This window comes from Leptothrix toolikensis (SeqCode) (assembly GCF_057922285.1).
This window is the reverse complement of sequence record NZ_JBYSVC010000041.1, coordinates 1-22772: the sequence shown is the minus strand read 5'-3', so window position 1 is coordinate 22772 and position 22772 is coordinate 1. Positions and strand designations below refer to the sequence as shown.

Sequence of the window (22772 nt, the reverse complement as noted above, 5' to 3'; positions counted from 1 at the left end):
CCCAGGGCGACCCCGAACAACAGCAAGCCCGCCGTGCTGGCCTTCAACGGCGATGTCTATGACGGCCTGCAAGCGCGCAGCCTCAGCGCCGAGGATTTGGCTTGGACGCAGCAACACTTGCTGATCCTCTCCGGGCTTTACGGCCTGCTGCGGCCCTTGGATGCGCTGCAACCTTACCGGCTGGAGATGGGCACTCGCTTGGCCAACCCACGCGGCAAAGACCTCTACGCTTGGTGGCGCGCCATCATCGCCGCCGACCTGAATCAGCGCCAGCAGCGTCTGTCCAAGCCGGTGCTGATCAACTTGGCCTCGCAGGAGTATTTCAAGGCGGTCGATCTCAAGGTGCTGCGCGCCCGGGTGGTCGAGTGCGTGTTTGAGGAGTGGCAAGGCGAGCGCTGGCGCATCGCGAGCTTCCACGCCAAACGCGCCCGGGGTCTGATGATGCGCTGGGCCATCGAGCACCGCGCCAGCACGCCCGAAGCCCTCACCGCCTTCGATAGCGCCGACTACGCCCACGACCCCGCCGCATCCACGCCGGAACGGCTGGTGTTTCGGCGCGGGCGGTGAGCATAGCACTTGAGTGCATCTCAAAAGAGATACACAATGGAGGGAGATGGAGAATTTAATCATGGCCCATTCCTCGATGCTTCATGTCCGGGTGGACGACGAAATCAAGACACAAGCTAGCGAGGCCTTGGCCGCTATGGGGCTGTCTGTGTCCGATGCCGTGCGGATACTGCTCAAGCGCGTGGTCAACGACCAAGCTTTTCCGCTTGAATTGAAGGTGCCTAATAAGCAAACACGCATCGCTATGGAAGAAGGACGCGCCATGATGCAGGCACGTGCAACCCGTTTTGAATCTGCTGCCGATTTGCTTGATGGTCTCGAAAAAACCGGCCAGCAGTAAGCGGGCAAATCCGCCTAGAGCGTGCGATTACACGAAGACCTTCTTCAAAGACTGGGAACGGCTCTCCCGATCTGGTCGCTACGATCTGAATCGCCTCAAAGAGGCCATGCTTCTACTGATCGCTAACGACACACCTCTAGGCCCTGAGTGGCTGGACCATCCACTTAAAGGCAACTGGGTCGATCACCGGGAGTGCCACATCGGCGGTGACTTCTTGCTTATTTACCAGTTAGAAGGCAGCGTTATCATTTTTGTGCGCGCAGGGACGCACTCGGAACTCTTCGAAGAATAAGCCTCACACAAGCGGCCAAGACACCTCCTCATGCTTTCGGTGTCTTGGGAGCCTTCGGTTTAGGCGGAGGCAGATCGCGGGCGGTGGCTTGGACGAGGGTGCAAAGCCACGTTCGTTCGTCCCAGAGGTCGGCGCTGATGAGGAGATGGGGACGTGCGCCGGGGTATGGCGAGGCCTCGACCACCGGGCCACTGGCTTCGATCAAGCTGCGGCTGGTGGGCGTGTTCTTGAGATAGAGCTGGTCATCGCAAACCAGCCCAAAGGGTTTGCCGGCGTGATAAAGGCAGTATTCGCCAAACATCTTGCGGGCCGAGACCACCCCCGCATCGCTCAACTGATCCAGCAAAAAGTCGATCGTGCTTTGCCGAGTGGTCATGGCGTGAACCCGGCGTTATTTGGAAGCAGCCGCCGCAGAGGGTGTTGCAGCGGGGGGTGTGACGTTGTCGCCAAACACCACCGTGCAGTTGGTGCTGAAGGGGAAGTACCAACGGCCGGTTTCACCGATGAGCTTGACGGTGCCAATACCACCGTCATCCGCAGCAGTCAGGATCGAGCCGTCACCCCAGATGGGGATGAAATAGAAGAAATTGACCGTGCAGGCTTTGCCGCGCTTCATGCTGTTGAGATCCGAGAAACGGATGTTCTCGACGCCCACAGGGCGGTTGTCGGCGTAGCGCAACGAGGTGGCCAAGTCCTTGGTGCTGGCACAGCCACCCAAGCCGCCGGCGGTCGCGCCAAGCAGCAGGGTCAGACCCAGCAAACGGGTCAGCAAAGGGCGGTGGGCTGGGGGTGTACGCATAGCAATCATCCTGAAATGTTTATGTGGATGTGCGCTTCATGATAGAGCCGCACAGGCTCATCGAAGCACACGAAGCTGAAGCCCAGACCGGATCTCGGAAGCTTCGACATAGGCAATCGCACCGGGCGTGGCTTGCACAAAAGCGATGATCTCTGCGGCGGAGGCCAACTCCTTGGGCGGCACGCCCTTGCCCACATAGCGCCGCACGGTCCAATAGGCCACGTATTTTTCATCGTCTTGCTCAACATAAATCTGCAAGAACCGATCACGCATACCCGTACCGCTGGGGGCGTTGATCGGCACCAAGGGCACGCCGCCCAGCTCAATCTGCCGCCCGGTGTAAATCCGCTTCAGCACACCCACCTCGAAATGGGGCAAGCCCGGATGGGTGATCACCACCAAAGGGGGGTCCGCTTGAGTGGTCTGGCCCAAAGTGAGTCCACCGGCACCGAGGATCAACCCTTGGAAAAAGACGCGTCTGAGCATGGATTAACGCCTACTCAGAACGCAAAGCTGTACGACAACGACAGGATCTGGATCCTGCGATGGCCCGATTCCTGCCCCTGAGGCGCATCGACCAACTGCGAGACCTGCCCTGTATTTACCTGCTGCCACTCGGCCTTCAGCACCTGGCCACGCGCCACCCGCCAAGACGTACCCAAGGCGATGGACGACTGGTCGTAGGCGTACATCCAGTCCGCCCCGGCCCGCTGGCTGAGGTCCACCGCACGGAGTGACACCGCGTCGGCGTTCGGCAGCAGCCCCGGTGGCAAACGGTTGCCGTTCATGGAGGCGTACAAGCGGAGCTGGCTGTCCGACGATTTCATCACGCCGTAAAGCACGTAAGGCGTCCAAGCACCGATGCGCTTTTGCAAGCTGCCATAAGCGGCCAAGGTGTCGGGGGCCATGTTGTTGCCCGCAGCATGCCGCCGAGACACCTCACCCAGCAAACGCATCTGCTGCGGCAAGCCCAGATTGGCGGCCAAGGTCAGGAGTGAGAAACGAATCTGGTCGGTGACGATGGGCCCTGGCCCCGGCAGCAAGTTGCTGACTTGATAGAGCCCCACACCCGGCGCACCGGACATCGGCACCCAGGGGTATTCCATCGCCGCGTGCTGCTTGCTGAAATCCGCCGTGAGTTGGTGCAGGCCCAGACGGTAGGTATCGTCGTCAGCGCGGTGCCAGTTCAGCATCAAACCCTGTGCGGTCACATCCATATCCGCGAACTCTGGCCCGTGGGTTTGATAGCGGGGAATGTCGTCGCGTTTATAGATGCGCGTCGTCATGCGTGACTGACCGCTGTAGCCATCCAGCAGCCATTCCCCGCCCGAGTCGGCGTCGATGCTGTGGCTGAACGACCAGCCCGTCAGATCCACGGTGGGCATGGTGCTGGTGGTGTAAATCTCGCCCGGTTGATGCGCCAAATCAAAGGTGACACCGACTTCCGTGTTCTCGGAGGCCATGAACATCGGTGCCCGCACCTTGCCCGCCCGCACCGTCCAGTCGTTGCTCGGCCGCCAAGACAAAAAAGCCCACATCAGCTTGGCATCGTAGTGGTGGTCGTCCTCAAGAGACACCGCCAAGCGGCCTTGCACCGTGGCCGAGAGTGTGGGCGTGATCGCTGCGTCGAGCTGGGTGCCCAGCAACGTGTCCCGCCGCCAAGTGCCTCGATCATCCACAAACCGTTGGTAGGCGAAAGGTTGATCCGAAACCGTGTAGCCCAAGGTGCCAAAACCGGACCACGACAGATCGACCGCTTGGCAGGGTCCAGCCACCCCCACCAAGCCCGCACACAAGGCCGCCCAGAAGCCGCGCCCTCTTCTACTTGTCATGGGCGGTGGTGATGTGGGTGTGACCAAGCCGCTGTGCCAAGGCGCTCAACAGCGTCCCCAGGTTGGCACATAAACCGCTGAGGGCTTCGTCGGTAGCGACAGAGGCCCCCACGGCGGCCAAATCTTCCAGTGCATGGGCTTGCTCTGCCAAAGCCACGGCACCAATCAGGGCGCTCAAGCCTTTGAGGGTATGGGCCATGCGATGCACCCTCACCCAATCGCCGGCCTGCGCCTGTCGTGGCAGCGCATCGGCCATCTCTTGGGCCTCGATCATGAAACGGCTCAGGATGCGCAGGTACAAATCCGCCTGACCATCGGCATAAAACAGCCCTTGAACCGTATCGATACCCAGATCGCTCAGCGCCGGCAGCAGGCACGGGTCCGGGCTCGACACCACCGCCGACGCCACGCTGGCTTGAGCCGGTTCATCCAGCAAGGCCCAAGGGCGGCCATGGGTACGCAGCAAATCAAATAGCGCATCGGGGTCGATGGGCTTGGTGAGATACGCATTCATGCCCAGACTCAAGCAGCGCACGTGCTCTTGCGACAAGGCGTGCGCCGTGAGCGCCAAGATGGGTAGCGCATCAAAGCGCGGTTGCTCACGCAAGCGCCGGGTGGCCTCGTAGCCATCCATCACGGGCATGTTGAGATCCATCAGCACCACATCAATATCGCCATCCGGAGCCTCATCGAGCAAGGTCAGCGCCTCTTGACCATGGCGCGCGAGCACGACCTCGACGCCTTGACTGCCCATCAATTCACTGGCCAGCTCTTGATTGAGCGGGTTGTCCTCCACCAGCAAGACCCTCATGCCGTGCAAACCATAAAGCGTCGGGGGAGCCGGGGCCAAGGACAACGGCGACGGCGGCAAAGCCATCGGCTTGGCCATCCCTGATTCGATCCAAAGCCGCAGCGCTTGGGGCAGCACGGGTTTCATCAAGACGGTGTGGCAGCCCAACGCACTGAGGCGTTGATGCATGGCGTCGGAGTCATCATCGGACACGACGACCAAGGCCGGCGGCGGCATAGGGCCTTGAGGCCGACTTTTAAGGGCGACCAACACCGCTTCACCATCCATGTCGGGCATGCGCCAGTCAAGCATCAAGACGTCATAAGGGCGGCCCTCACGCACAGCCGCCTCAAGTTTCTCCAGCGCAACGCGCCCCCCTTCGGCGGTATCAACCAACCCGGCCGCACACATTTCCAGCAAACCGACCAAGGCCTGTCGGGCCAACGGGTGGTCATCGACCACGAGGATGCGCAGGACGGCCTCTTCAGGGGGGTCTTGAGGGGGCGGCAGAGGCAGCAGCACCCGCTGGGACGGGGCCGATTTGGGCAGGCGTTGTAGATAGATATCGAAGCGGAAACAAGAGCCCTGCCCCGGCGCGCTGCTGACCGTGATGCCCGCCCCGCCCATCGCTTCAACCAGTCGCTTGGCAATCGTCAGCCCCAAGCCGGTGCCGCCGTATTGGCGTGTGGTCGAACGATCGGCTTGGGTAAAAGCCTGAAAGAGCGTGCCCACCTGCTCAGGCGTCATGCCGATGCCGCTGTCTTCGACCGCAAAGCCCAGATGGAGCCGCCCGTCTTGCGATTCATCCAGCCATGTCATGCTCAGACGCACATGGCCGTGATGGGTGAACTTGACCGCATTGCCCAGCAAATTGGTCAGCACTTGGCCCAGCCGCAAGGGATCGCCACTCAGCACCTGATCCGGCCCGATCAAGCGAACATCAGGCGGCGCGAGGATCAGCTCGATGCCCTGCTCTTGAGCGCGCAGACGCACCATCACAAAAGCATGCGCCAGCACTTCTTCAAGCTGAAAACGCCGATGCTCAAGCGTGATTTTTCCGGCCTCAATCTTAGAAAAATCAAGCACGTCGTTGATCACGCCCAGCAAGGCGCGCGCCGCACCATGGGCTTTGGCGATGAAGTCGCGCTGCCGGGGCTGGAGTTCGGTTTGCAGCGCCAGATGCGTCATACCGATGATCGCGTTCATGGGCGTGCGGATCTCGTGACTCATGTTGGCCAAAAACATCGACTTGGCCTGCGTGGCGCTTTCGGCCTCTTCACGGGCTTGCTCTAGGGCTTGCTGGACGATTTGACGCCGCTGAAGATCCTCTTCGACCGCATGGGCCATGGCATCCAAGGTGATGGCCAGTGATTGCAGCTCCACCACTGCCTGCGGCAAAGGCCCGGTGCGGGCACTGTAGAGACCCAACTCAAGATCACGCGCCACGCTCCAGAGGCTGCGGATGGGATGCAAAACCCCATAACGGATCAGTTTGACGGCCAGCAAGATCGCCAGCAACTCGATCAGCAGCAATGCCATCGAGAGCTGGATGTTGCGTCGCACATCATTGGTGGCGGACTGCACCTCTTCAAGCGTGCGTCGATCACTCAGCTCAAGCAGCCGCGCCACGGCTTTGGCCAAATGAGCTTTGAGCAAGTTGTAGTCGGCGCTGTTGACCAACCGGCGGGCGGTGTCCAAACGGGGCACCGCTTCAGCGATCAACGCGTTCTTGCTCAGGTCGTACAAACCTTGGGTCAGGGCAAAGGCTTTCTGGTCGATGTCGGCCATCGCCTTGGTGGCCAAGAGCACCTCGTCAAGCGCTTGACGTTCTTCTTCGGTTGAGCCCAGGCGCAAAAAGCGTTCTTGGATGGAGCGCTTGTCGCCGTCCTTGCTAAGGTGATGCGGGATGGAGCGGGCGATCACCTCATCCCAATACGTGCTGGACGCCATCTCCGCCGGGGCCGCCGCCTTGCCCTCACGAACATCAAGGATGTCGTAGTAGTAGAAAAGGAAGCGGTTCTCGCCGGTCACGGTGTACAGCCGCACCAATTGCGTGAGTTGCTCCGTTTCGCGCTGCAACGCACCGCCCAACGCCAAAATGCCCGCCCGGTGGCTGTGCGCAGCCACCATACGGTCATGGGCCGTGTCGATGCGCCAGAGCAAGGCGGCATTGGCCCACAGGGCACCGAAGAGGCCCGCAAAGAACCACCCAGCCGCCGCTCGAAGCTTCATATCCGGAGCACCCCTTCCGTGGGTTCAGTACGAGAGCAGTTGTGGCCAGACGAGCTTGTCCTCGTTGACTTTTCTCTTCGGCAACTGGTTGATGAGTTGATCATCGGTATCGCGAATCCGGCGACACAGGCCGCGAGCCAAGCTAGAGATGATCAAGATGAACTGATTGGCGTCTTGTTGATAGACACCCAACAAGCTATCGGTTTGGATTTCGAGGATGACACATGCGGTCTCGGCGCGGATAGAGGCACTGCGCGGCGAAGGATCAATCAAGGCCACTTCCCCAAAACAATCACCCGCCCCCAGCGTACCCAACTCAACGTAGTCCGGTGCATCGGCCTCGGGGGAAGAAATCTGCACGGCACTGGATACCTGAAGGATCTTGTGGATGCCGACCAAGCCAGACTCGATCACAAACATGCTCGAAGCGGCATCCCCTTGATGGAAGACATAGTCACCCGGCACCAAATGCAGCACACGGGCATCTTCGAGCAAGCGTTTCAAGGCTTCCATGCGCACCCCCTTGAAAACAGGCATGTTCTTCAGCAACGCGATGTGTACATCGGTATCGACCACATCCTTGTCCGGTTCACCGATGGACTGAAGGATGTTTTGCAGGGGTTTACTTAAGGGGGGTGTCATGGTCGTGAAGAGGCTGAGGGTTGGGGGTCGCTATTCTCGGTACAGCCGCGAGCAGCGTGCGGGTATAGGTCTGCCGGGGCCGATCCAGCACCTCGGCTTGCGAGCCGGACTCGATGATGCGGCCGTCTTGCATCACCGCAATGCGCTGAGCCACGGCTTCCACCACCGCGATGTTATGGGTGATCAAGAGCATGGCAATGCCGGTATGCTCTTGCAAGTGGCTCAGCAAGTTCAAAATCTGCGCCTGCACCGAGACATCGAGCGCCGAAGTCGGCTCGTCGCAGACCAGCACACGCGGCTCAACCACCAAAGCGCGGGCGATGGCGATGCGTTGGCGCTGCCCCCCGGAAAACTCATGCGGCCAGCGGGCCAAAACGTGCTCGGACAAACCCACTTGGTCGCACATCGCCAAAATGCGCTGCCGCCGGGCCGCAGCGCCCAGTTCAGGCCGCAAGGCGCGCAAGCCCTCTTCCAAAATCTCACCCACGCGCCAGCGTGGATTGAGCGAGGCAAAGGGATCTTGAAAAATCATCTGGATCTTGGATCGCGCGGCGCGCAAAGCGGCACCCTCTAAGCTGCACAGATCCGCGCCATCAAGCCGCACCGTGCCCGTCAGGCGCGCACTGTCACGCAGCAGTTGCAACACAGCCCGCCCCGTGGTGGTTTTGCCGCAACCCGACTCGCCCACCAAGGCCAAGGTTTGACCAGCGTGCAGCTCAAAGCTCACGTCTTTGACGGCCTCAAACCAAGCTTGCTCACCGCGCAGGCGCGCCCACACGTTGGCAGGCAGCGGATAGGCCACGCCCAGATGCTCAACCGTCAAAACAGGCAAGGACGGCGATAACAGCGTCTTTTCGATCACCGCAGCCAAGGTCATGGGCACGGCGGTGGGGGAGTCAGCGGGTGCAACGATGCAGCGCAGCGCATGGTGGGCGTCATCGAGCAAGGGCAGCAACGCCGGCTCACCCTCTTGGCAACGCGCTTGGGCCGAGGGACAACGCGGGGCAAAGCGGCACGCCGTGAAGCGTTGAGCCAGCGGTGGCACGCTGCCGGCAATGGCCGCCAGTTGTCCGCCGGGCCGGCCACGTGCAGGCAGCGCTTGCAGCAGCAGCCGGGCGTAAGGGTGACGCGGCGCGGCAAAGAAGGCTTCGGCCGAGGCCACCTCCACGATCTGACCGGCGTACATCAGCGCGACGTGATGCGCCATGCCGGCCACCACCGCCAAATCATGGGTGATCAACAACAGGCCCAAGTGCTGCTCACGCTGCAAGTCCTTGAGGAGATCAAGCACTTGGCGCTGGATCGTCACATCAAGCGCCGTGGTGGGCTCATCAGCGATGAGGTAATCGGGTTCGGCTGCCAGCGCCATGGCAATCATGACGCGCTGTTTCTGGCCACCAGAGAGCCGAAAGGGGTAGTCATCGATGCGCCGTTCGGGCTCAGGAATGCCGACCCGGCGCAGCCAGTCGATGGCTTTGAGGCGGGCGGCTTCCCCACGCAAGGCGGTATGGGTCTCAATGGCCTCCAGCAGTTGCTCGCCCACGCGCAGCACCGGGTTCAAGCTGGTGCCGGGCTCTTGAAAAATCATGCCGATACGCCCGCCGCGCACCCGGCGCATGGCGCTCTCAGGCAAATCAAGCAGTGCTTGCTCATCGAGCCGAATCTGACCGCCCTGCACCACTGCGCCACCCGGCAACAGCCGCATCAAGGCCAAGGCGGTCATGCTCTTGCCGCAGCCCGATTCGCCCACCAGCGCAAAGGTTTGACCGCGCGCCAAGCTGAGCTGCAAACGATCCAAGACATGCAACCAGCCCTCGCCACCGTGCCCACCATGCCCACCTTGGACCGGCACATCCACACTCAGCTCGTCAAGGCTCAACATCTCAGGGCTCCATGGAATCAATGCGTGGTGGAGCTGCGGTTGTCACGCGGATCAAAGGCATCGCGCACCCCGTCGGCGAACAAATTGGCCGCCAGCACCAAGCTGACCATCACGCCAAAGGCCGAGGCGAACGACCACCACACCAAGGGGTCGCGGCTCATCTCGCTGCGGGCCAAGTTGATCATGCCGCCAAAGCTGTTCAGGCTCGGATCCACCCCGACGCCCACATAACTCAGCACCGCTTCATAAAGTACCAACCCCGAGAAATCGAGCACCGTGGTGATCAGCACCAGATGCATGACGTTGGGCAACACATGGCGCGCCAAGATGCGTGCGTGCCCCACGCCAAAAGCGTGCGCTGCTTGGACGTAATCCATCTCGCGTAGCCGCAAGGTCTCAGCGCGCAGCAGCCGGCACAGCCCAGCCCAGCCGGTCACGCCCAAAATCACGCAGAGTAAAAAGATCTTCACGTCGGCGCGTTCCAGCGCCGTGGCGAAACGCTCGGGGTGGGCGTCAAGCTGCACTTGCACCATCAAGACAAAGGCGGCGATCAGCAGCACATTGGGCACCGACGACAGCAGCGTGTACAGGTACTGGATCAGCGCATCCACCCAGCCCCGAAAGTAGCCCGCCAAAAGACCCAGCACCACCGCAAAAGGCAAGGTGGCGACGGTCGAAAGCGTGCCGATCACAAAGGCAGTGCGCACGCTTTTTAAAGCTTGATAGAGCACATCGTTGCCGGTGCGGTCAGTGCCCAGCACATGGTAGTGACCGCTCAAGGCGGCCACCAAGCCGGTCAACCCAGCCAACGTCATGCAGGTCCAGCGGGCAGCACGCAAGGCCGGTGAGGCGGGCACGGAAGAACGCAAAGAGCGCAACAGCACCGCCCAAACACCCCAAGCAAGCGCCAGCCCGCCGCCCAAACCCAGCGCCGCCCGCCCCAGCACATCGGGCAGCCAGTCTTGTTCAGGCTGTTCAAGATGCTTGCAGCCGAACTTGAGACGCGGAAAACCGCGCTGGCCTGAAGGCAAGGTTTCCTTTTGGAAGCCGTAGCACGCCAGCGGCGCTGAATAGCTCACCTCACGCATCGCCAAAGGACGCGCCAGCACGCTGTCGAGCAAGGAGGTTGTGCGGCCATCCATGGCCAGATGCACGCTGTCCAGCGCGGCCAAGAGCACAAAGCCCGCCAGCACCCAGGCCGAGCCCAAGGCGGTGGCGTCTTGGCCCACCTTGGCCCAAGCGGCGCGGCGCTCGGGTGTGCGGCGCACCCACAACACGTACAGGCCCAAAGCCAGCAAGGCCGCCAGCAAGACGGCGTCAGTCCAGAGCAAGACGAAGGTTGGCATGGCGTTCATCGAGACATTCATCAAGACATGGCCCCAAGGCGCACCCGGGGATCGACCCAGGTGTAGGCGATATCGACCAGCAAGTAAGACGCGATGGTCAGCACCGCGCCCAAGAACACCATGGTGCGCACGATGGCGAAGTCCTGCGCGCCGATGGCGTCGATGACATAAGAGCCCAGGCCGGGAATGCCGAAGAAGCCTTCAAACACCAAGCTGCCCAAAAACACCGCCGGAATGTAGGCCCCGGCATTGGTCAAGATGGGGATCAGGGCGTTGCGCAGCACATGCCGGCCGAGCACGATGCTTTCCGGCAAGCCTTTGGCCCGGGCGGTGCGCACGTAGTCGCGCCCCAGCTCTTCGATGAACAAAGCGCGGTAAAAGCGGGCTTCGCCCCCGAGTCTCGCCAGAAGAGACAGCGCCATCGGCAAGAGCAGAAAACGCAGCGCCGACCAGCCTTCGACATAGCCCGAGATCGGGGCCCACTTCAGCACCCGCGCCATCAGCACTTGGCCGACCAAGATGTAGAACAGGCTGGAGATCGACAACATCACCACGCACAGCACCACGCCCCAGGTATCGATGCGCGTGCCCCGAAAAAACACCAGCACCAACGCAAACACCGTGCTGGCAAGCAGTTGCAGCACAAAGATCGGCAGCGCGAGTTGCAAGCTCACACCCATGCGCAAGGCGATCTGGCTGCCGATGTCGCCCGAGCTGTCCGAGTCGCCCCGGCCAAAGTTCAAGGTGAACAGCGAGACCGAGCGCTCCCAAAAGATCGTCTCAGTGAACTGCGTCGCGCCGCTTTGCGCGTCGTTGCGATACAGCGGCTTGTCGTAGCCACGCTCGTGCTTCCACTTCTCGATTTGATCAGGGGTGACCCGCTTGCCGCCGATGTTCAGGCGCGCCATGTCGTCGGGCGTGTTGACGGTGAAAAAGAGAAAAAAGGTCAGCAAATTGACGCCGATCAGGATCAACAACCCGTAGCCCAAACGGCGCAGCACAAAGCTCAGCATCTCAGATCCGCCCCTTGTTCATGGTTCGCAGCGCCACAGCCTGCTCACGCTGGCGCCAAGCGCGTCGGCCCAGCCCAACCAGCACCGCCACGCAAGCCGCCAAAGGCAGCAGCGGCCAAAGCACCGGCTGGTTCCAGGCGCGCTGTTTGCTCACCCGGTCCACGGTGTCGAGCCGGTAGTAACGCAGCATGTCGCGGATCATGATGGCTGGCTTGCCGTTCTTCACCCAAGCGTGGAAGGCGCTGGACGCGTAGGGGAAGGTGCCCCAAACCCAAGGCGCGTCCTCGCGCACCAAAGCCACCATCTGATCGATCACCGCCTGCTTGGCCGGGCCATCGTCGAGCAGTTTGAGCTGCTGATAGAGCTTGTCGAACGCCGGGTTGGCGTAGTTGGCGGTGTTCTCGCCGTCCGAGGCGGTCTTGCCGTTCGGCCCGTAGAGCAAGAAGAGGAAGTTCTCGGCATCCGGGTAGTCCGCCAGCCAGCCCGAGACAAAGATCTGGTGCTGGCCCCGGCGCACCTTGTCTTGGAACTGGTTGTTGTCGGTGGCGCGGATGTCGAGCTGGATCCCGAGCTTGGCGAACTGCCGAATCATCCAGTCGAACTCGGCCTTGCGCTCGGGCGAAGGCTGCGCGCTGTAGTCGTAGTTCAGCACCAAGGGCTTGCCGGTGTGCGGATCGCGCCCCTCGGGATAACCGGCTTGCACCATCAACGCTTGAGCGTCTTCGATCGGGCGGCGCTCGATCCAATCGTTTGTGTTGTTCGGATGGCTCGGAGCGTTTTTCAGCCGATGTGTGATCGGGTTCAGGCCCTCGGGCGTGCCGTGATGCGAGCCAAAGAGCCCCGCTGGCAACGGCCCCATCGCGGGCTCGCCCGCAGCCTTGGGGAAGATGCGCAGGTACTCTTCCCAGTCGATGGCGATGGAGAGCGCCTGGCGCAAAGCGCGGTTGCTCGCTTGCTGCGCCGGCGTGCTGCCTTGGCCCACCACGGGGTCACTCATGTTGAAGCCAAGGTAGCGGCTGGAGAGATCGACAAAGCGCGGCAGGCGGATACCGCGCTCCTCAAACTCACGCGCCACCTCGGGCGAGTCGTCCTTCTCGACCGCAAAGGCCACACCGTAATCGGGCCGCTCGACCTCGGGCACATCCAAATAGCCTTGGCGGAACTTGGCCTTGAGCGGCACCGCTTCTTTTTCAATCTTGAAGACGACGCTGTCGATGAAGGGCACCGACTTGCCGCAGTCGTCGAGCATGCCGCTTGCGCGGTCCTCTGGGGTGCCTTCACAGGGATAGGTGTCGGGGTGATAGTTCGGATTGCGTTTCAAGACATGGCGGCGGTCCTGCACCGACTCGGCCATCATGTACGGCCCGGTGCCGACCGGCCAGCGATCCAGCGAGAGGCCACGCGCTGCCATGCCAGGCTGGTTGTAGAAGGCGTCGGCTTCCCAAGGCACCGGGGCGAGGAAGGTCATCGCCATCCAGTACTTCCACTGCGGGTACTTGCCGTGCAAACGGATGCGCAGCAGGTGCTTCTCCGGCGCGCTCACCCCTTCAAGCGGCCAGCGGCGAAAGTCCAGAAACGGTTTATCCGGGCTGGCCGGGTCCAGGCCCGCGCGCAGCACCTTGTCTTGCTGACGAATCAATGCGCCGTAGGCCTTCAAGCCGATGAGGTATTCCGAAAAAATGCCAAACACCGGCGCGGTGATGCGCGTGGTGGCGTGGCGCTTCAAGGCATAGACAAAATCCTCGGCCACCAGCTCGCGGCTGCCCTGCTCTTCAAAGTCCGACGGTGAGCGCCGCTCGCCCAAGCTTTGGGCCTCCAGATGCTGGTAGCGCGGCACAAAGGCCGGATGCGGCTGATAGCGCACGCCGGGCCGGATGCGGATGTCGTACACGCTCTCCACCACCTGCTCGCCGGGCGCGTCCTCAGGCAAAACCTCGCCCTTGGCCCCCAGATAACGCGGGGCCACCACGGCCTCAGCCGCCTTGGGCACCAACTCGTAGGGCCGTTTCAGGTAGTGATAGCCGTAGAGCGGCTCGTAGATGCTGTAGGTGAAAGGCGTCTCGTTGTTGTAGTACGAGGCCGTTGGGTCCAGATGGCGCGGCGAGCGCTCACTGAACGCGGTGTACAGCGTGTTGCTGGCCGCAGCGCCGTCCTCATGGGGACTGTTGTCGCAGCCCCCAAGCCACAAGGCGATCCAGGCCAACAGGCCCCATAGGCATGCGCGCATCACCCCCACGCCACCATCACGTTGCGGCCGTTGGCGAATAACTCGACATGCTCGCCCACCGGCAGGGTCACCAAGGTTTGAACGTGGCCAAAAGGCAGGCCCGTCAAGATGGGGGTGTCGCACACCGAGCGCAGATGCTCGACCGCACTTTTCAGGCTGTAGCCCCGGTCAAGCGGCGATTTGCGCCAGCCGCTGAAGTCGCCCAGCAACACGGCGGACTGTTCAGCCAGCACGCCCGCTTGATGCAGTTGCAGCAGCATGCGCTCCACCCGGTAAGGGTGCTCGTTCACGTCTTCCAGAAAGAGGATGCCGCCCTTGATGAGCGGGAAGTGCGGCGTGCCAAGCAGCGAGCACACCATCGAAAGATTGCCGCCCCAGAGCACGCCCTCCTCTTCGAGCCCGTCAAAACCCGCCTCGGTGCGAAAACCCACCGCCTCCAGCTCGCCCGACATGGCCTCGACAAAGCAGTCCTGCGTCACTTCGTCCACCCCGCCTTCGGTCTGGCTGCGCCCAAAGTGCTCCAGCGCCAAGGGGCCGGCCCAGCTCATCGAGCCGGTGTGCGCCAGCAAGCCCAGATGCAAGGCGGTCAGATCGCTCTGCCCCACCCAATGCGTGCCACGCTCCACGCTGCGCGCCAAAAGGGCCCAGTCGATCTGATCCAACAAGCGCGTCAGCCCGTAGCCGCCGCGCGTCGCCAGCGCAATCTCCGGTGCTGCCTCAGCCACCCGGTGCAAAGCGGCCAAGCGAGTGGCGTCATCGCCCGCAAAGCGCTGGTGATGGGCGTGGGCACCTTCATCCACCGTCACCGCAAAACCCAACGCCTCAAGGCGCTTCACCGCTCGGCGCAACGGCACCACGCTGCGCACCACCCCAGCGGGTGAAAAAAGATGCAGGCGCTGAGCAGCAACCTGTTCGGCGCTCGGCTCAGCTTGGTGGGGAGAAGGTAGGGAGGCGGTCAACATGGGGGGCAATGATAAGGGCGTGGCTTGCCCTCCTGTCATGCCCCCTATGACCCACTACAAGAACTTCTTGGGTGAGAACTGCCGGGCTTGGGGCAAGCGTTCAGCAGTTTGGACGGCTCCCGTCATGATGCGATCAGCATCGACGGGACCCAGGTTCTCGCACAAGGCCACGTAGATCTGATGCACCACCTCAGAAAGCTCCTTGGCGCTGGCCTCCACCTTCCAGGCTTTGTCGCTGGGCGCGGCCCACGCTTGATGGAGCTGCTGGCGCAGCGCTGCGGGTAAACGAGAACGATCCATGGCCTGCAAGGCATCCGCCCGCAGCGGAGCCCAATCATTCGCGTGGTAATGCGCCATGCGCTCGACCACAAAATGGATCAACGCAGCAAAGACTTCCACCTCCGGAGCTTTTGGAGGATCGGGCTCAATCATCGGCACCACAACGGGTTCAGGAGGCAACACCGCCACCGCCGGCGCGACATACACCGGCACGGGGACAGGAACCGGCATGGGCACGGGCCTCGGGGCGGGGATGTATGTGGCCGCCATGGGTACGGCGGCCGGGGCCGGCAGACGCAGGCTTTGGCGGGCCGCCATCATCAGCGGCAAGGGGTCCAGCGGCAGCTCATCCTCAGGCTTTTTCAGCGCACCAAAAAAAGCCGGGTAAAGCCGCTTGGCCGTGCCCGCATCCAAGCCATTTTTACGCGCTACGTTGTCGATATACCGAATCACGTCCGTGATGTTGTCGCTGCGCAGTGAGTCGTGCAGCAAGAGCAACGCGTCCATCAAGGCGGCATCATCAAGCAAACCAGAGAGCGCGGACACAGCGGCCCGACGACGCAAGGAAGAGCTGTCGATGGCCATGGTTTATTCCCCCGCTTTCAGTTGACCGGACACATTTTGGAATTCTGGGTAGCCCAGTTCGTTGTGCTCGGTGTAATCCAGACCGCGTTGTTCATGTTGCGTCGAAGCACGCAGACCCATCACCTTGTCGATGATCTTGAACACCACAAACGACACCGGAAAGGCCCACAGGAAGGCTGCACCGATACCGATCAGTTGCACACCGATACGCGACAGATTGAAGAAATCCCCCGTAAAGAAGATCCCTGCGGCCAACGTGCCCCAGATACCGCCGATGCCGTGCACGGCGAACGCATCCACGGCATCGTCCAGCTTGAAGCTGCGCACCAACTCAGCGGCGTAGATGAAGCCCACACCCGCCACCAAGCCCACAAAAGCAGCCGTGAGCGGAGTCAGCGTAGCCGCACCCGCCGTAACCGCCACCAGACCACACAAGCTGGCATTGACGGTGGTGGACATCAGCACCGGACGTTTGGTCAGCATCGCCAAAGCCATAGCACCGACCACACCAGCGACACCACCCAAGTGGGTATTGACCAGCACCAAGCCGACGTTATCTTTGTCAAGGCTACCGACGCTGCCACCGTTGAAGCCGAACCAGCCCAGCCAGAGGATGAAGCCACCCAAAGCGACCATGGGCAGGTTATGGCCCGGAATGTCACGCGCTTCACCCGTCTTGGTGAAACGACCCAGACGCGGACCCAACACGATGATGCCCGCCAACGCACACCAAGCACCGACGGAATGGACCACGGAAGAGCCGGCAAAGTCGATGAAGCCGATTTGCTTGAGCCAGCCATTGGCGTTCCAAGCCCAATGGCCGTAGACTGGATAGATCAGCAGCGTCATCACGGTGGAGCTGATCAGATAAGCGTTGAAGTGCATGCGCTCAGCCATGGCACCGCTGACGATGGTGGCGGCTGTGCTGGCAAACATGACTTGATAGAACCAAGTCATGGCCGATTGAGACGACATGGTATTGACCGCAAACTCACTCAGACCGATCCAGCCCGACTGCGATGCACCAAACATGAGCCCGTAGCCCACCAACCAGAAGGCAAAAGCACCGACGCACATATCGGTGTAGTTCTTCATGATCACGTTGATGGCATTCTTAGCGCGCGCTGAACCGCATTCCACCAAGGCGAAGCCAGCCTGCATAAAAAACACCAGCATGGCGCATACGCCCATCCACGCAAGGTTGATTAAATCAATCGTTGACAAGGACATACAAACACCTCAATAGGGTTAAAAGGATGTCCTTTCTTATTCATGATTCATGCCAAGATGAATGTAAAGATCTATATCTTATGGATATGAAAGAAGTGCAAAAATCATCACAATTAACCGCGAGTTGATATTTGAATATCGCGGAATTTGTCTCAAAGTGGTAAATTACAACAGTCATTTATTTGGTGCATGCTTTTTTGCTGATGCACCAACCATCAGCTATATATAGCAAGCACGCACCACAATCATGCGGGCATAAAAAAAGACCGAGCAAGCTCGGTCTTTTTAGCAGGGCCATGAAGGCCGCTTTAAAGCAGATCAGCGGTCATTGCGACGCGGTGCGCCAGGACGAGCCGACGGCGGACGGCGACCTTGACGGTCTCCAAAGGCCGGGCGATCCCCAAAGGCCGGGCGGTCGCCGAAAGCAGGACGATCCCCAAACGCCGGACGATCACCACGATCACCGAAGGCAGGACGGTCACCGAAGCCACCCGGGCGGCTGTTGCCACCCGGACGATAGCCACCACCATTGCCCGAAGGAGCGCCAGAGAAACCACCCGGACGCACATCACGACGCTTTTCCATCGAGGGCATCTTCGGCTCCAAGCCGGCCACGACCGTGGTCGGGATCGGTTGGGTCGTGTAACGCTCAATGCGACGAATCATCGGCGTATCGCGGCGTTCAGCCAAGGTCACAGCCAAACCGCTGCGACCGGCACGACCTGTACGGCCAATGCGATGCACGTAGTCTTCAGCCTTAAGCGGCAAACCGTAGTTGATCACGTGGCTGATGGTCGGCACGTCGATACCGCGAGCGGCAACGTCAGTAGCGACCAAGACGCGCAACTCGCCTTGACGCAAGGCTTGCAACACGCGGTTGCGACGACCTTGGGGCAAACCACCGTGCAAAGCAGCCACGGCGTGACCCGCATCGGCCAAACGATCAGCCAACTCATCGGCATCGCGCTGGGTGCTGGTGAACACCACGGCTTGATCCAACTCAGCGCCAGTCAAGAGGTGATCAAGCAGCGCATTTTTGTGACCGATGCTATCGGCCCAATGCAAACGTTGCTCAATGTTGGCGTGACGATCCGTGTGGCTGGCCACATCGATGCGCTGCGCTTGACGGGTCAGGCGTTGGGCCAAGCCACCGACTTGACCGCCAAAGGTGGCGCTGAACATCAACGTTTGACGACCGGCAGGCACTTGCTCAGCAATGGCCGAGATGTCGTCGATGAAACCCATGTCGAGCATGCGATCAGCTTCATCAAGGATGAGCATTTCCACATCGCTCAACACCGCTTGACCGCTGCTGAGCAAGTCAAGCAGCCGACCGGGGGTCGCGATCAACATGTCAGGTGAATTGCGCAGGGCATTGATTTGCAGGCCGTAAGGCACGCCACCGACCACGCTGGCCACACGCAGACCACGGATACCACGACCATACGTGACCGAAGCCTTCGAAACTTGCAAAGCCAGTTCACGCGTCGGAGCCAAGACCAACACACGCGGGCCCGTGCCACGGGCGGTATTGCCTTGGAAATTGTCACGGTCGCCAAAGCGACGCGCACCCGGAGCAGGACGGGCACCACGGCGACGTGCGCTAGCAGCGTCAGCCGCCGCAGCGCCTTGCTCTTCAGGGACAGCACCCTCTTGACCAGCGGCGGCACGAGCAGCAGCGTGGGCCACTTCTTGAGCGGCACGAATGGCCAAAATGCGCTGAAGCGACGGGATCACAAAGGCAGCCGTCTTGCCGCTACCTGTGCTGGAAGAGACCAGCAGATCTTGCCCAGCCATGGCGGCGGGAATAGCGCGCAGTTGCACTTCCGTCGGGGTGGTGTAGCCAGAGGCTTCCACGGCTTCAAGAATTGCGGGGGCCAAATTCAAATCGGAGAATTTCATCAAAAGTCCTTCTGACATATTTTTCAGGCAAGGCAGCACAAGCCAGCACACAGCTGAACCAAATGCCACCAGCCGCACCAGAGGTGGTGCGGAATAGGGTGGGTCGCTTCGCAAAATCGCCAAGGGGCCGATAGCGACGGCATCGCCGCCGACCGGGCTCGGGATTTGGGTAGCTCACCCGCTTGGGGTGCCCATCCTGAAAAGGTCAGAGGGGATGAACGGAACGTCGCAACAAGTGCGGCGCAAGATTTCGATTGTAGCAGCTTATTTAGCAGCCCATACCATCTTGGGAAATTAATTCACAGTGATCGTGTAAGCCACCGTCGCAGACCCACCGATGTAGGGCGTCATGCAAGTGGTATCGGCATAGGCTTTCACCGTGAGGCTACCTTGGACAACCGTTACAGGCGCAAACGAACTCACCGGGAAATCAGGCACCAAAGAGAATGATCCGTTGCTTGCTGCGTTGACCGAGGACACCTGTGTGAAGTTGCCATTCGGATCCGAAAGCACCATGCACGGCAGCGTGGTGAGCATCGCACCCGTGATGGACCAAGTGCCGGTCACCGGCATCAACGGGCTGGGTGTCCGGGTTGAAACCGAGGCGGTCAACGGTACGGCGGAGGTCACCGCCACAGTCATGGTCACCGTGGGGGGCTGCGGCGTCGGCACCCCCGTGTTGATGGGGGTATTGCATCCGCCGTGCTCACAAGCCTCACCCCCCTCACCACCACCACAAGCGGAGAGGGCCGCACACACGAGACTGGTGGCAATGCACTTGATATTCATCACAAGACCCCTTGACTTTAGAGGGCTTAATCTAAAAGTTCCACCTTTGTAAAAACTTAGCAGTCAAGCCTCAACCTCTTCATGCTTGGCTGCTTTTTTAGCTTTCATGCGATAGCGCCACTCACGCAAGGCCTGCTCTGCCCGAAAACGCAACGCCGGCTTGCGCAAGGTCGTCCAAGTCATGGGCTCGTTGATCGTCGCCAAGTTGAGCTTGTAGCGCGAATCGCCCGCCATGAAGTCGTAAACCATATGACCCAAAGCAGCATTGTGCTGCACCGCCAACACATGGGCCACCAAACCGGGCCTGCCATGCTTTTCGATCAACTGATAATCAAAACCAGATTGATAGAAATAGATCCGACCAGATCGAACAAAACTGTACAAATAGGCCAAATCCTTCTCGCCCGCCGAGATTCTCAGGAGCTGTATCTCAGCGCGCGGCAAATTGACTTCGATCAGTCGTTCATGAAAACGCCTAAAAAATGGATTGCTGAATGCGCCCGGCTCACCCTTCTCAATCCAGTGCTGCTGATGCATTTCCGCCAACTTCGACAAGAACTGATGCGCTTGAGCCGTATTTTCAGCCTCCTGCACCACTAAAGGCCCCAAGGTTTGGTATTCCTTGATGCTGCGCCGAATTTGGGAGCGGGTATTGCTACTAAGCAGGGCCAAATAATCACCCTTGCGTTCTCGCACGGCCTCCAGATTGACCCCATACGATGTGCGAACTCGATCACCGCGCTGCAAAGCAGCGATTGATCCTTCGGGCAAACCCAAACCAGCCTGTCCGGGCAACAACAATTCGCTGGCAGCGCGGGTTTGCGAAGACCAATGCACCAGCATCGCCTCTCGCACAAGATCCGCCGACACCGTATCGAGCAAGAAGCCGTTGTGCTCAATGGTCAAAATGTCAAAGGCTGGATCACCCGTTTCATGCAGATGCCAACTGTCACAAAAAGGTACGCCAAAACGCTGGCGCGTGCGTCGAACCAGCAGCGCTAGACCCACCGTGCGGCCTGCTTGGCGAGCGCGAAGCAGTTGAGGTTGCACGCTGCTGGGCAGCAAAGCCAACCAGCAGCCGATCCAAGACCATGAGGTAAAAAAACTCGGCTCGGCAAACACTTCTAAGGCGAGCCACTCTTGCTCCAACTCGGCCAAAGCTGGCATAGAACCTAAAACGACGTCAATGGCCGCAATATTTTCAGATGTTGAACTGTTCATGCATCAATCTGTTCTGAATCAAACCACTGATCACTGCTCAATCGGTTGATCCAACAGCGATCCCTCCAAACTCAGGGCTCAGAGTAACGCAGTGCAGCCCCACGAACGTATCCGCGCGCTCACAATCGCGGTCTACTTCACGGCCATCGTTCACGCATGCCCAAGTGCTCCTCAACCACAACAGCCCCCACGGCTCACGTTTGGCCACAGGCATGGGCTGGATGCGCCCGTTTTGTGATCCTTGAAACCCATTTCAAGCGCGGGCAATGCTTTCTGGCCGCGTGGGCCGCTTGGCGTGCTGACCCACAACGCTGCGAGCGGCTTGTCTTCATCGCGCTGGCCGAACACCCTCTGCACGCGCAACACATGGCGCTGGACCACCCAGTCAGCGCTGCACATGCTGAGCTTCATCAACGCTTGATGACACAGTGGCCGCTGCCAACCCCGGATGTCCATAGGCTCGACTTTGAGGAAGGCCGAGTTCAATTGTTGCTGGTCTGGGGTGAGCGCCAGCGTAGCCTGCGCCAGATCCATGCCACGGTCGATGCGTTTGAGCTTGATGGCACTGAAGAAGCGGAACTCTTTCGCTCCATCGCCAAGCTCGCAGCACCTGACAGCGCTGCGGCAGCACGGTTTACCCCACGTTTCAGCCCCCCTGCCCCAGCCGCCTTTCGCCCCCAACATCAAGGCCACAAACACGCCTTGATCATCGGTGCGGGGCTGGCGGGTTGTGCTTCAGCTTGGGCCTTGAGCCAACAAGGCTGGTCAAGCACTTTGCTCGACAAAGAGGCTGCACCGGCCCAAGCCACCTCCGGCAACTTGGGCGGCTTGATGCACGGCACCTTCAACGCCCCCGATGGCTTGCATGCCCGCTGGTTCCGGGCGGCTGCATTGCTCACCCACCGTTTGGCGGCCCCGGCGCTGGCGGCTGGTGATATCACCGGCCAGCTTGAAGGGTTGTTGCGACTTGAATCGAGAATTGACGCGGCCCAAGCCCAAGCTCAGCTTGATCAAGTGGGGCTGCCGACGGACTACATCCGCTGGCTGGATCGCGACGAGGCTTGCAGGCGCACAGGGTTGAATCTCGCCAGCGGCGGCTGGTGGTACACCCAAGCCGGTTGGCTGGCACCGCAAAGCTGGGCGCGCTGGCTGCTGGCTCAAGCCAAACGTCGCAGCCAAGCGCAGTTCATCGGCCAAACCCACGTTGCGCGTCTTGAACGCGCTGACCTGAGTCCTCATGCGCCTTGGCAAGCTTTTGACGCCGAGGGCCGCTTGCTGGCTGAAGCCCCCGTGGTGGTGCTGGCCAATGCCTGGGATGTCCACCGGCTACTGCCCCACCATGCCTTGATGCCTCGTCTGATGCGCATGCGCGGTCAGACCAGCGTGCTTGGGGGCGAAACGCCGGGGCTACATCCGCCCAAAGTGCCGCTCTCGGGCCAAGGCTATGCCTTGCGCCTGCCGGATGGCCGGGTGCTGGCCGGGGCCACCAGCCAAGAAAATGACCTCGACCCCAACGTGCGGATCAGCGATCACCAACTCAACTTGGAGCGTGCCACGGGTTTAGGCGTCATCGACGAGGCCCACACCGCCCTCGCCCATCCCACACGGGATCTAAGCGGCCGGGTCGGTTGGCGCGCCATGAGCACCCAACGCCTGCCCTTGATCGGCCCACCGCTCGATACCCTCGCCTTGGCCGCCGCACGGACACGTCATGCCCGGCTCGACAGTCCACGCATGCGGCCACGCTGCCACAACGCGCACCAAGGGCTCTATGTGCTGACAGGTTTGGGATCGAGGGGATTGACCAGCGCCGCTTTGGCGGGCCAAGTGCTGGCTGCTTGG

At 60.9% G+C, this 22772-nt stretch carries 20 protein-coding genes; 4 read left to right on the top strand and 16 right to left on the bottom strand.

The features are described from left to right. The 3 genes from AC3VI7_RS07810 to AC3VI7_RS07800 form a co-directional block, all read left to right on the top strand. Positions 1–567 (top strand): YaaA family protein (locus tag AC3VI7_RS07810; RefSeq protein ID WP_489671451.1); only part of this gene is annotated, 567 nt, incomplete at its 5' end. Between the two features lie 61 nt (positions 568–628). Continuing rightward, positions 629–907 carry a type II toxin-antitoxin system RelB/DinJ family antitoxin gene (locus AC3VI7_RS07805; protein WP_489667962.1) on the top strand — a complete coding sequence of 93 codons (279 nt, stop codon included), beginning with the start codon at positions 629–631 and terminating at the stop codon, positions 905–907. Next, entirely contained in the window at positions 855–1199 is a 345-nt protein-coding gene (locus AC3VI7_RS07800; RefSeq protein WP_489671450.1) for a type II toxin-antitoxin system YafQ family toxin, read from the top strand. The genes AC3VI7_RS07805 and AC3VI7_RS07800 overlap by 53 nt, the downstream gene beginning before the upstream one ends. 28 nt (positions 1200–1227) lie before the next feature. On the opposite strand, the gene AC3VI7_RS07795 is transcribed toward AC3VI7_RS07800, so the two are convergent. The 16 genes from AC3VI7_RS07795 to AC3VI7_RS07720 form a co-directional block, all read right to left on the bottom strand. Next, complete coding sequence (locus tag AC3VI7_RS07795) at positions 1228–1575, bottom strand: TfoX/Sxy family protein (protein WP_489667964.1); 348 nt, start codon at positions 1573–1575, stop codon at positions 1228–1230. A 15-nt stretch (positions 1576–1590) separates the two neighbouring features. Further along, positions 1591–1998 (bottom strand): TRL domain-containing protein, encoded by a 408-nt coding sequence (locus tag AC3VI7_RS07790; RefSeq protein WP_489667965.1) that lies wholly within the window; start codon positions 1996–1998, stop codon positions 1591–1593. 57 nt (positions 1999–2055) lie between these two features. Beyond that, positions 2056–2484: a hypothetical protein gene (locus tag AC3VI7_RS07785; RefSeq protein ID WP_489667966.1), complete on the bottom strand. Its 429-nt coding sequence runs from the start codon at positions 2482–2484 to the stop codon at positions 2056–2058. Positions 2485–2498: 14 nt separating this feature from the next. Then, positions 2499–3830, bottom strand: coding sequence for a hypothetical protein (locus AC3VI7_RS07780; RefSeq protein WP_489667967.1), 1332 nt, complete (start codon positions 3828–3830; stop codon positions 2499–2501). Continuing rightward, complete coding sequence (locus AC3VI7_RS07775) at positions 3820–6852, bottom strand: hybrid sensor histidine kinase/response regulator (protein ID WP_489667968.1); 3033 nt, start codon at positions 6850–6852, stop codon at positions 3820–3822. Before AC3VI7_RS07775 ends, AC3VI7_RS07780 begins: the two co-directional genes overlap by 11 nt. Before the next feature lie 24 nt (positions 6853–6876). Beyond that, on the bottom strand, positions 6877–7494 hold the full coding sequence (locus AC3VI7_RS07770; protein WP_489667969.1) for a cyclic nucleotide-binding domain-containing protein: 618 nt from the start codon (positions 7492–7494) through the stop codon (positions 6877–6879). Next, the gene (locus tag AC3VI7_RS07765) at positions 7475–9394 is read right to left on the bottom strand and encodes an ABC transporter ATP-binding protein (RefSeq protein ID WP_489668004.1); all 1920 of its coding nucleotides are present in this window, start codon (positions 9392–9394) and stop codon (positions 7475–7477) included. Before AC3VI7_RS07765 ends, AC3VI7_RS07770 begins: the two co-directional genes overlap by 20 nt. Next, positions 9394–10743 carry an ABC transporter permease gene (locus tag AC3VI7_RS07760; RefSeq protein WP_489667970.1) on the bottom strand — a complete coding sequence of 450 codons (1350 nt, stop codon included), beginning with the start codon at positions 10741–10743 and terminating at the stop codon, positions 9394–9396. The genes AC3VI7_RS07765 and AC3VI7_RS07760 overlap by 1 nt, the downstream gene beginning before the upstream one ends. Further along, on the bottom strand, positions 10743–11735 hold the full coding sequence (locus AC3VI7_RS07755) for an ABC transporter permease (protein ID WP_489667971.1): 993 nt from the start codon (positions 11733–11735) through the stop codon (positions 10743–10745). The genes AC3VI7_RS07760 and AC3VI7_RS07755 overlap by 1 nt, the downstream gene beginning before the upstream one ends. A 1-nt stretch (position 11736) precedes the next feature. After that, a complete protein-coding gene (locus AC3VI7_RS07750; protein WP_489667972.1) occupies positions 11737–13962 on the bottom strand; it encodes an ABC transporter substrate-binding protein in 2226 nt (741 codons plus the stop codon). Continuing rightward, a complete protein-coding gene (locus tag AC3VI7_RS07745) occupies positions 13962–14924 on the bottom strand; it encodes an LD-carboxypeptidase (protein WP_489667973.1) in 963 nt (320 codons plus the stop codon). The genes AC3VI7_RS07750 and AC3VI7_RS07745 overlap by 1 nt, the downstream gene beginning before the upstream one ends. A gap of 54 nt (positions 14925–14978) precedes the next feature. Beyond that, complete coding sequence (locus AC3VI7_RS07740) at positions 14979–15788, bottom strand: hypothetical protein (protein ID WP_489667974.1); 810 nt, start codon at positions 15786–15788, stop codon at positions 14979–14981. Positions 15789–15791: 3 nt separating this feature from the next. Continuing rightward, entirely contained in the window at positions 15792–17018 is a 1227-nt protein-coding gene (locus tag AC3VI7_RS07735) for an ammonium transporter (RefSeq protein ID WP_489667975.1), read from the bottom strand. 318 nt (positions 17019–17336) lie between these two features. Next, a complete protein-coding gene (locus tag AC3VI7_RS07730; protein WP_489667976.1) occupies positions 17337–18920 on the bottom strand; it encodes a DEAD/DEAH box helicase in 1584 nt (527 codons plus the stop codon). Positions 18921–19214: 294 nt separating this feature from the next. Then, entirely contained in the window at positions 19215–19709 is a 495-nt protein-coding gene (locus AC3VI7_RS07725) for a hypothetical protein (RefSeq protein WP_489667977.1), read from the bottom strand. 63 nt (positions 19710–19772) lie between these two features. Beyond that, complete coding sequence (locus AC3VI7_RS07720; protein ID WP_489667978.1) at positions 19773–20930, bottom strand: GNAT family N-acetyltransferase; 1158 nt, start codon at positions 20928–20930, stop codon at positions 19773–19775. Between the two features lie 234 nt (positions 20931–21164). On the opposite strand from AC3VI7_RS07720, the gene mnmC1 reads away from it, so the two are divergent. Beyond that, positions 21165–22772: FAD-dependent 5-carboxymethylaminomethyl-2-thiouridine(34) oxidoreductase MnmC1 (mnmC1, locus tag AC3VI7_RS07715; protein ID WP_489671449.1), on the top strand; the 1608-nt coding region annotated here is incomplete at its 3' end.

Bases quoted from the DNA above. Each gene is read 5' to 3' on its own strand.
- AC3VI7_RS07805 (WP_489667962.1), top strand. From the start codon at position 629: ATGGCCCATTCCTCGATGCTTCATGTCCGGGTGGACGACGAAATCAAG.
- AC3VI7_RS07795 (WP_489667964.1), bottom strand. From the start codon at position 1,575: ATGACCACTCGGCAAAGCACGATCGACTTTTTGCTGGATCAGTTGAGC.
- AC3VI7_RS07790 (WP_489667965.1), bottom strand. From the start codon at position 1,998: ATGCGTACACCCCCAGCCCACCGCCCTTTGCTGACCCGTTTGCTGGGT.
- AC3VI7_RS07785 (WP_489667966.1), bottom strand. From the start codon at position 2,484: ATGCTCAGACGCGTCTTTTTCCAAGGGTTGATCCTCGGTGCCGGTGGA.
- AC3VI7_RS07780 (WP_489667967.1), bottom strand. From the start codon at position 3,830: ATGACAAGTAGAAGAGGGCGCGGCTTCTGGGCGGCCTTGTGTGCGGGC.
- AC3VI7_RS07775 (WP_489667968.1), bottom strand. From the start codon at position 6,852: ATGAAGCTTCGAGCGGCGGCTGGGTGGTTCTTTGCGGGCCTCTTCGGT.
- AC3VI7_RS07770 (WP_489667969.1), bottom strand. From the start codon at position 7,494: ATGACACCCCCCTTAAGTAAACCCCTGCAAAACATCCTTCAGTCCATC.
- AC3VI7_RS07760 (WP_489667970.1), bottom strand. From the start codon at position 10,743: ATGAATGTCTCGATGAACGCCATGCCAACCTTCGTCTTGCTCTGGACT.
- AC3VI7_RS07755 (WP_489667971.1), bottom strand. From the start codon at position 11,735: ATGCTGAGCTTTGTGCTGCGCCGTTTGGGCTACGGGTTGTTGATCCTG.
- AC3VI7_RS07750 (WP_489667972.1), bottom strand. From the start codon at position 13,962: ATGCGCGCATGCCTATGGGGCCTGTTGGCCTGGATCGCCTTGTGGCTT.
- AC3VI7_RS07745 (WP_489667973.1), bottom strand. From the start codon at position 14,924: ATGTTGACCGCCTCCCTACCTTCTCCCCACCAAGCTGAGCCGAGCGCC.
- AC3VI7_RS07740 (WP_489667974.1), bottom strand. From the start codon at position 15,788: ATGGCCATCGACAGCTCTTCCTTGCGTCGTCGGGCCGCTGTGTCCGCG.
- AC3VI7_RS07735 (WP_489667975.1), bottom strand. From the start codon at position 17,018: ATGTCCTTGTCAACGATTGATTTAATCAACCTTGCGTGGATGGGCGTA.
- AC3VI7_RS07730 (WP_489667976.1), bottom strand. From the start codon at position 18,920: ATGAAATTCTCCGATTTGAATTTGGCCCCCGCAATTCTTGAAGCCGTG.
- AC3VI7_RS07725 (WP_489667977.1), bottom strand. From the start codon at position 19,709: ATGAATATCAAGTGCATTGCCACCAGTCTCGTGTGTGCGGCCCTCTCC.
- AC3VI7_RS07720 (WP_489667978.1), bottom strand. From the start codon at position 20,930: ATGAACAGTTCAACATCTGAAAATATTGCGGCCATTGACGTCGTTTTA.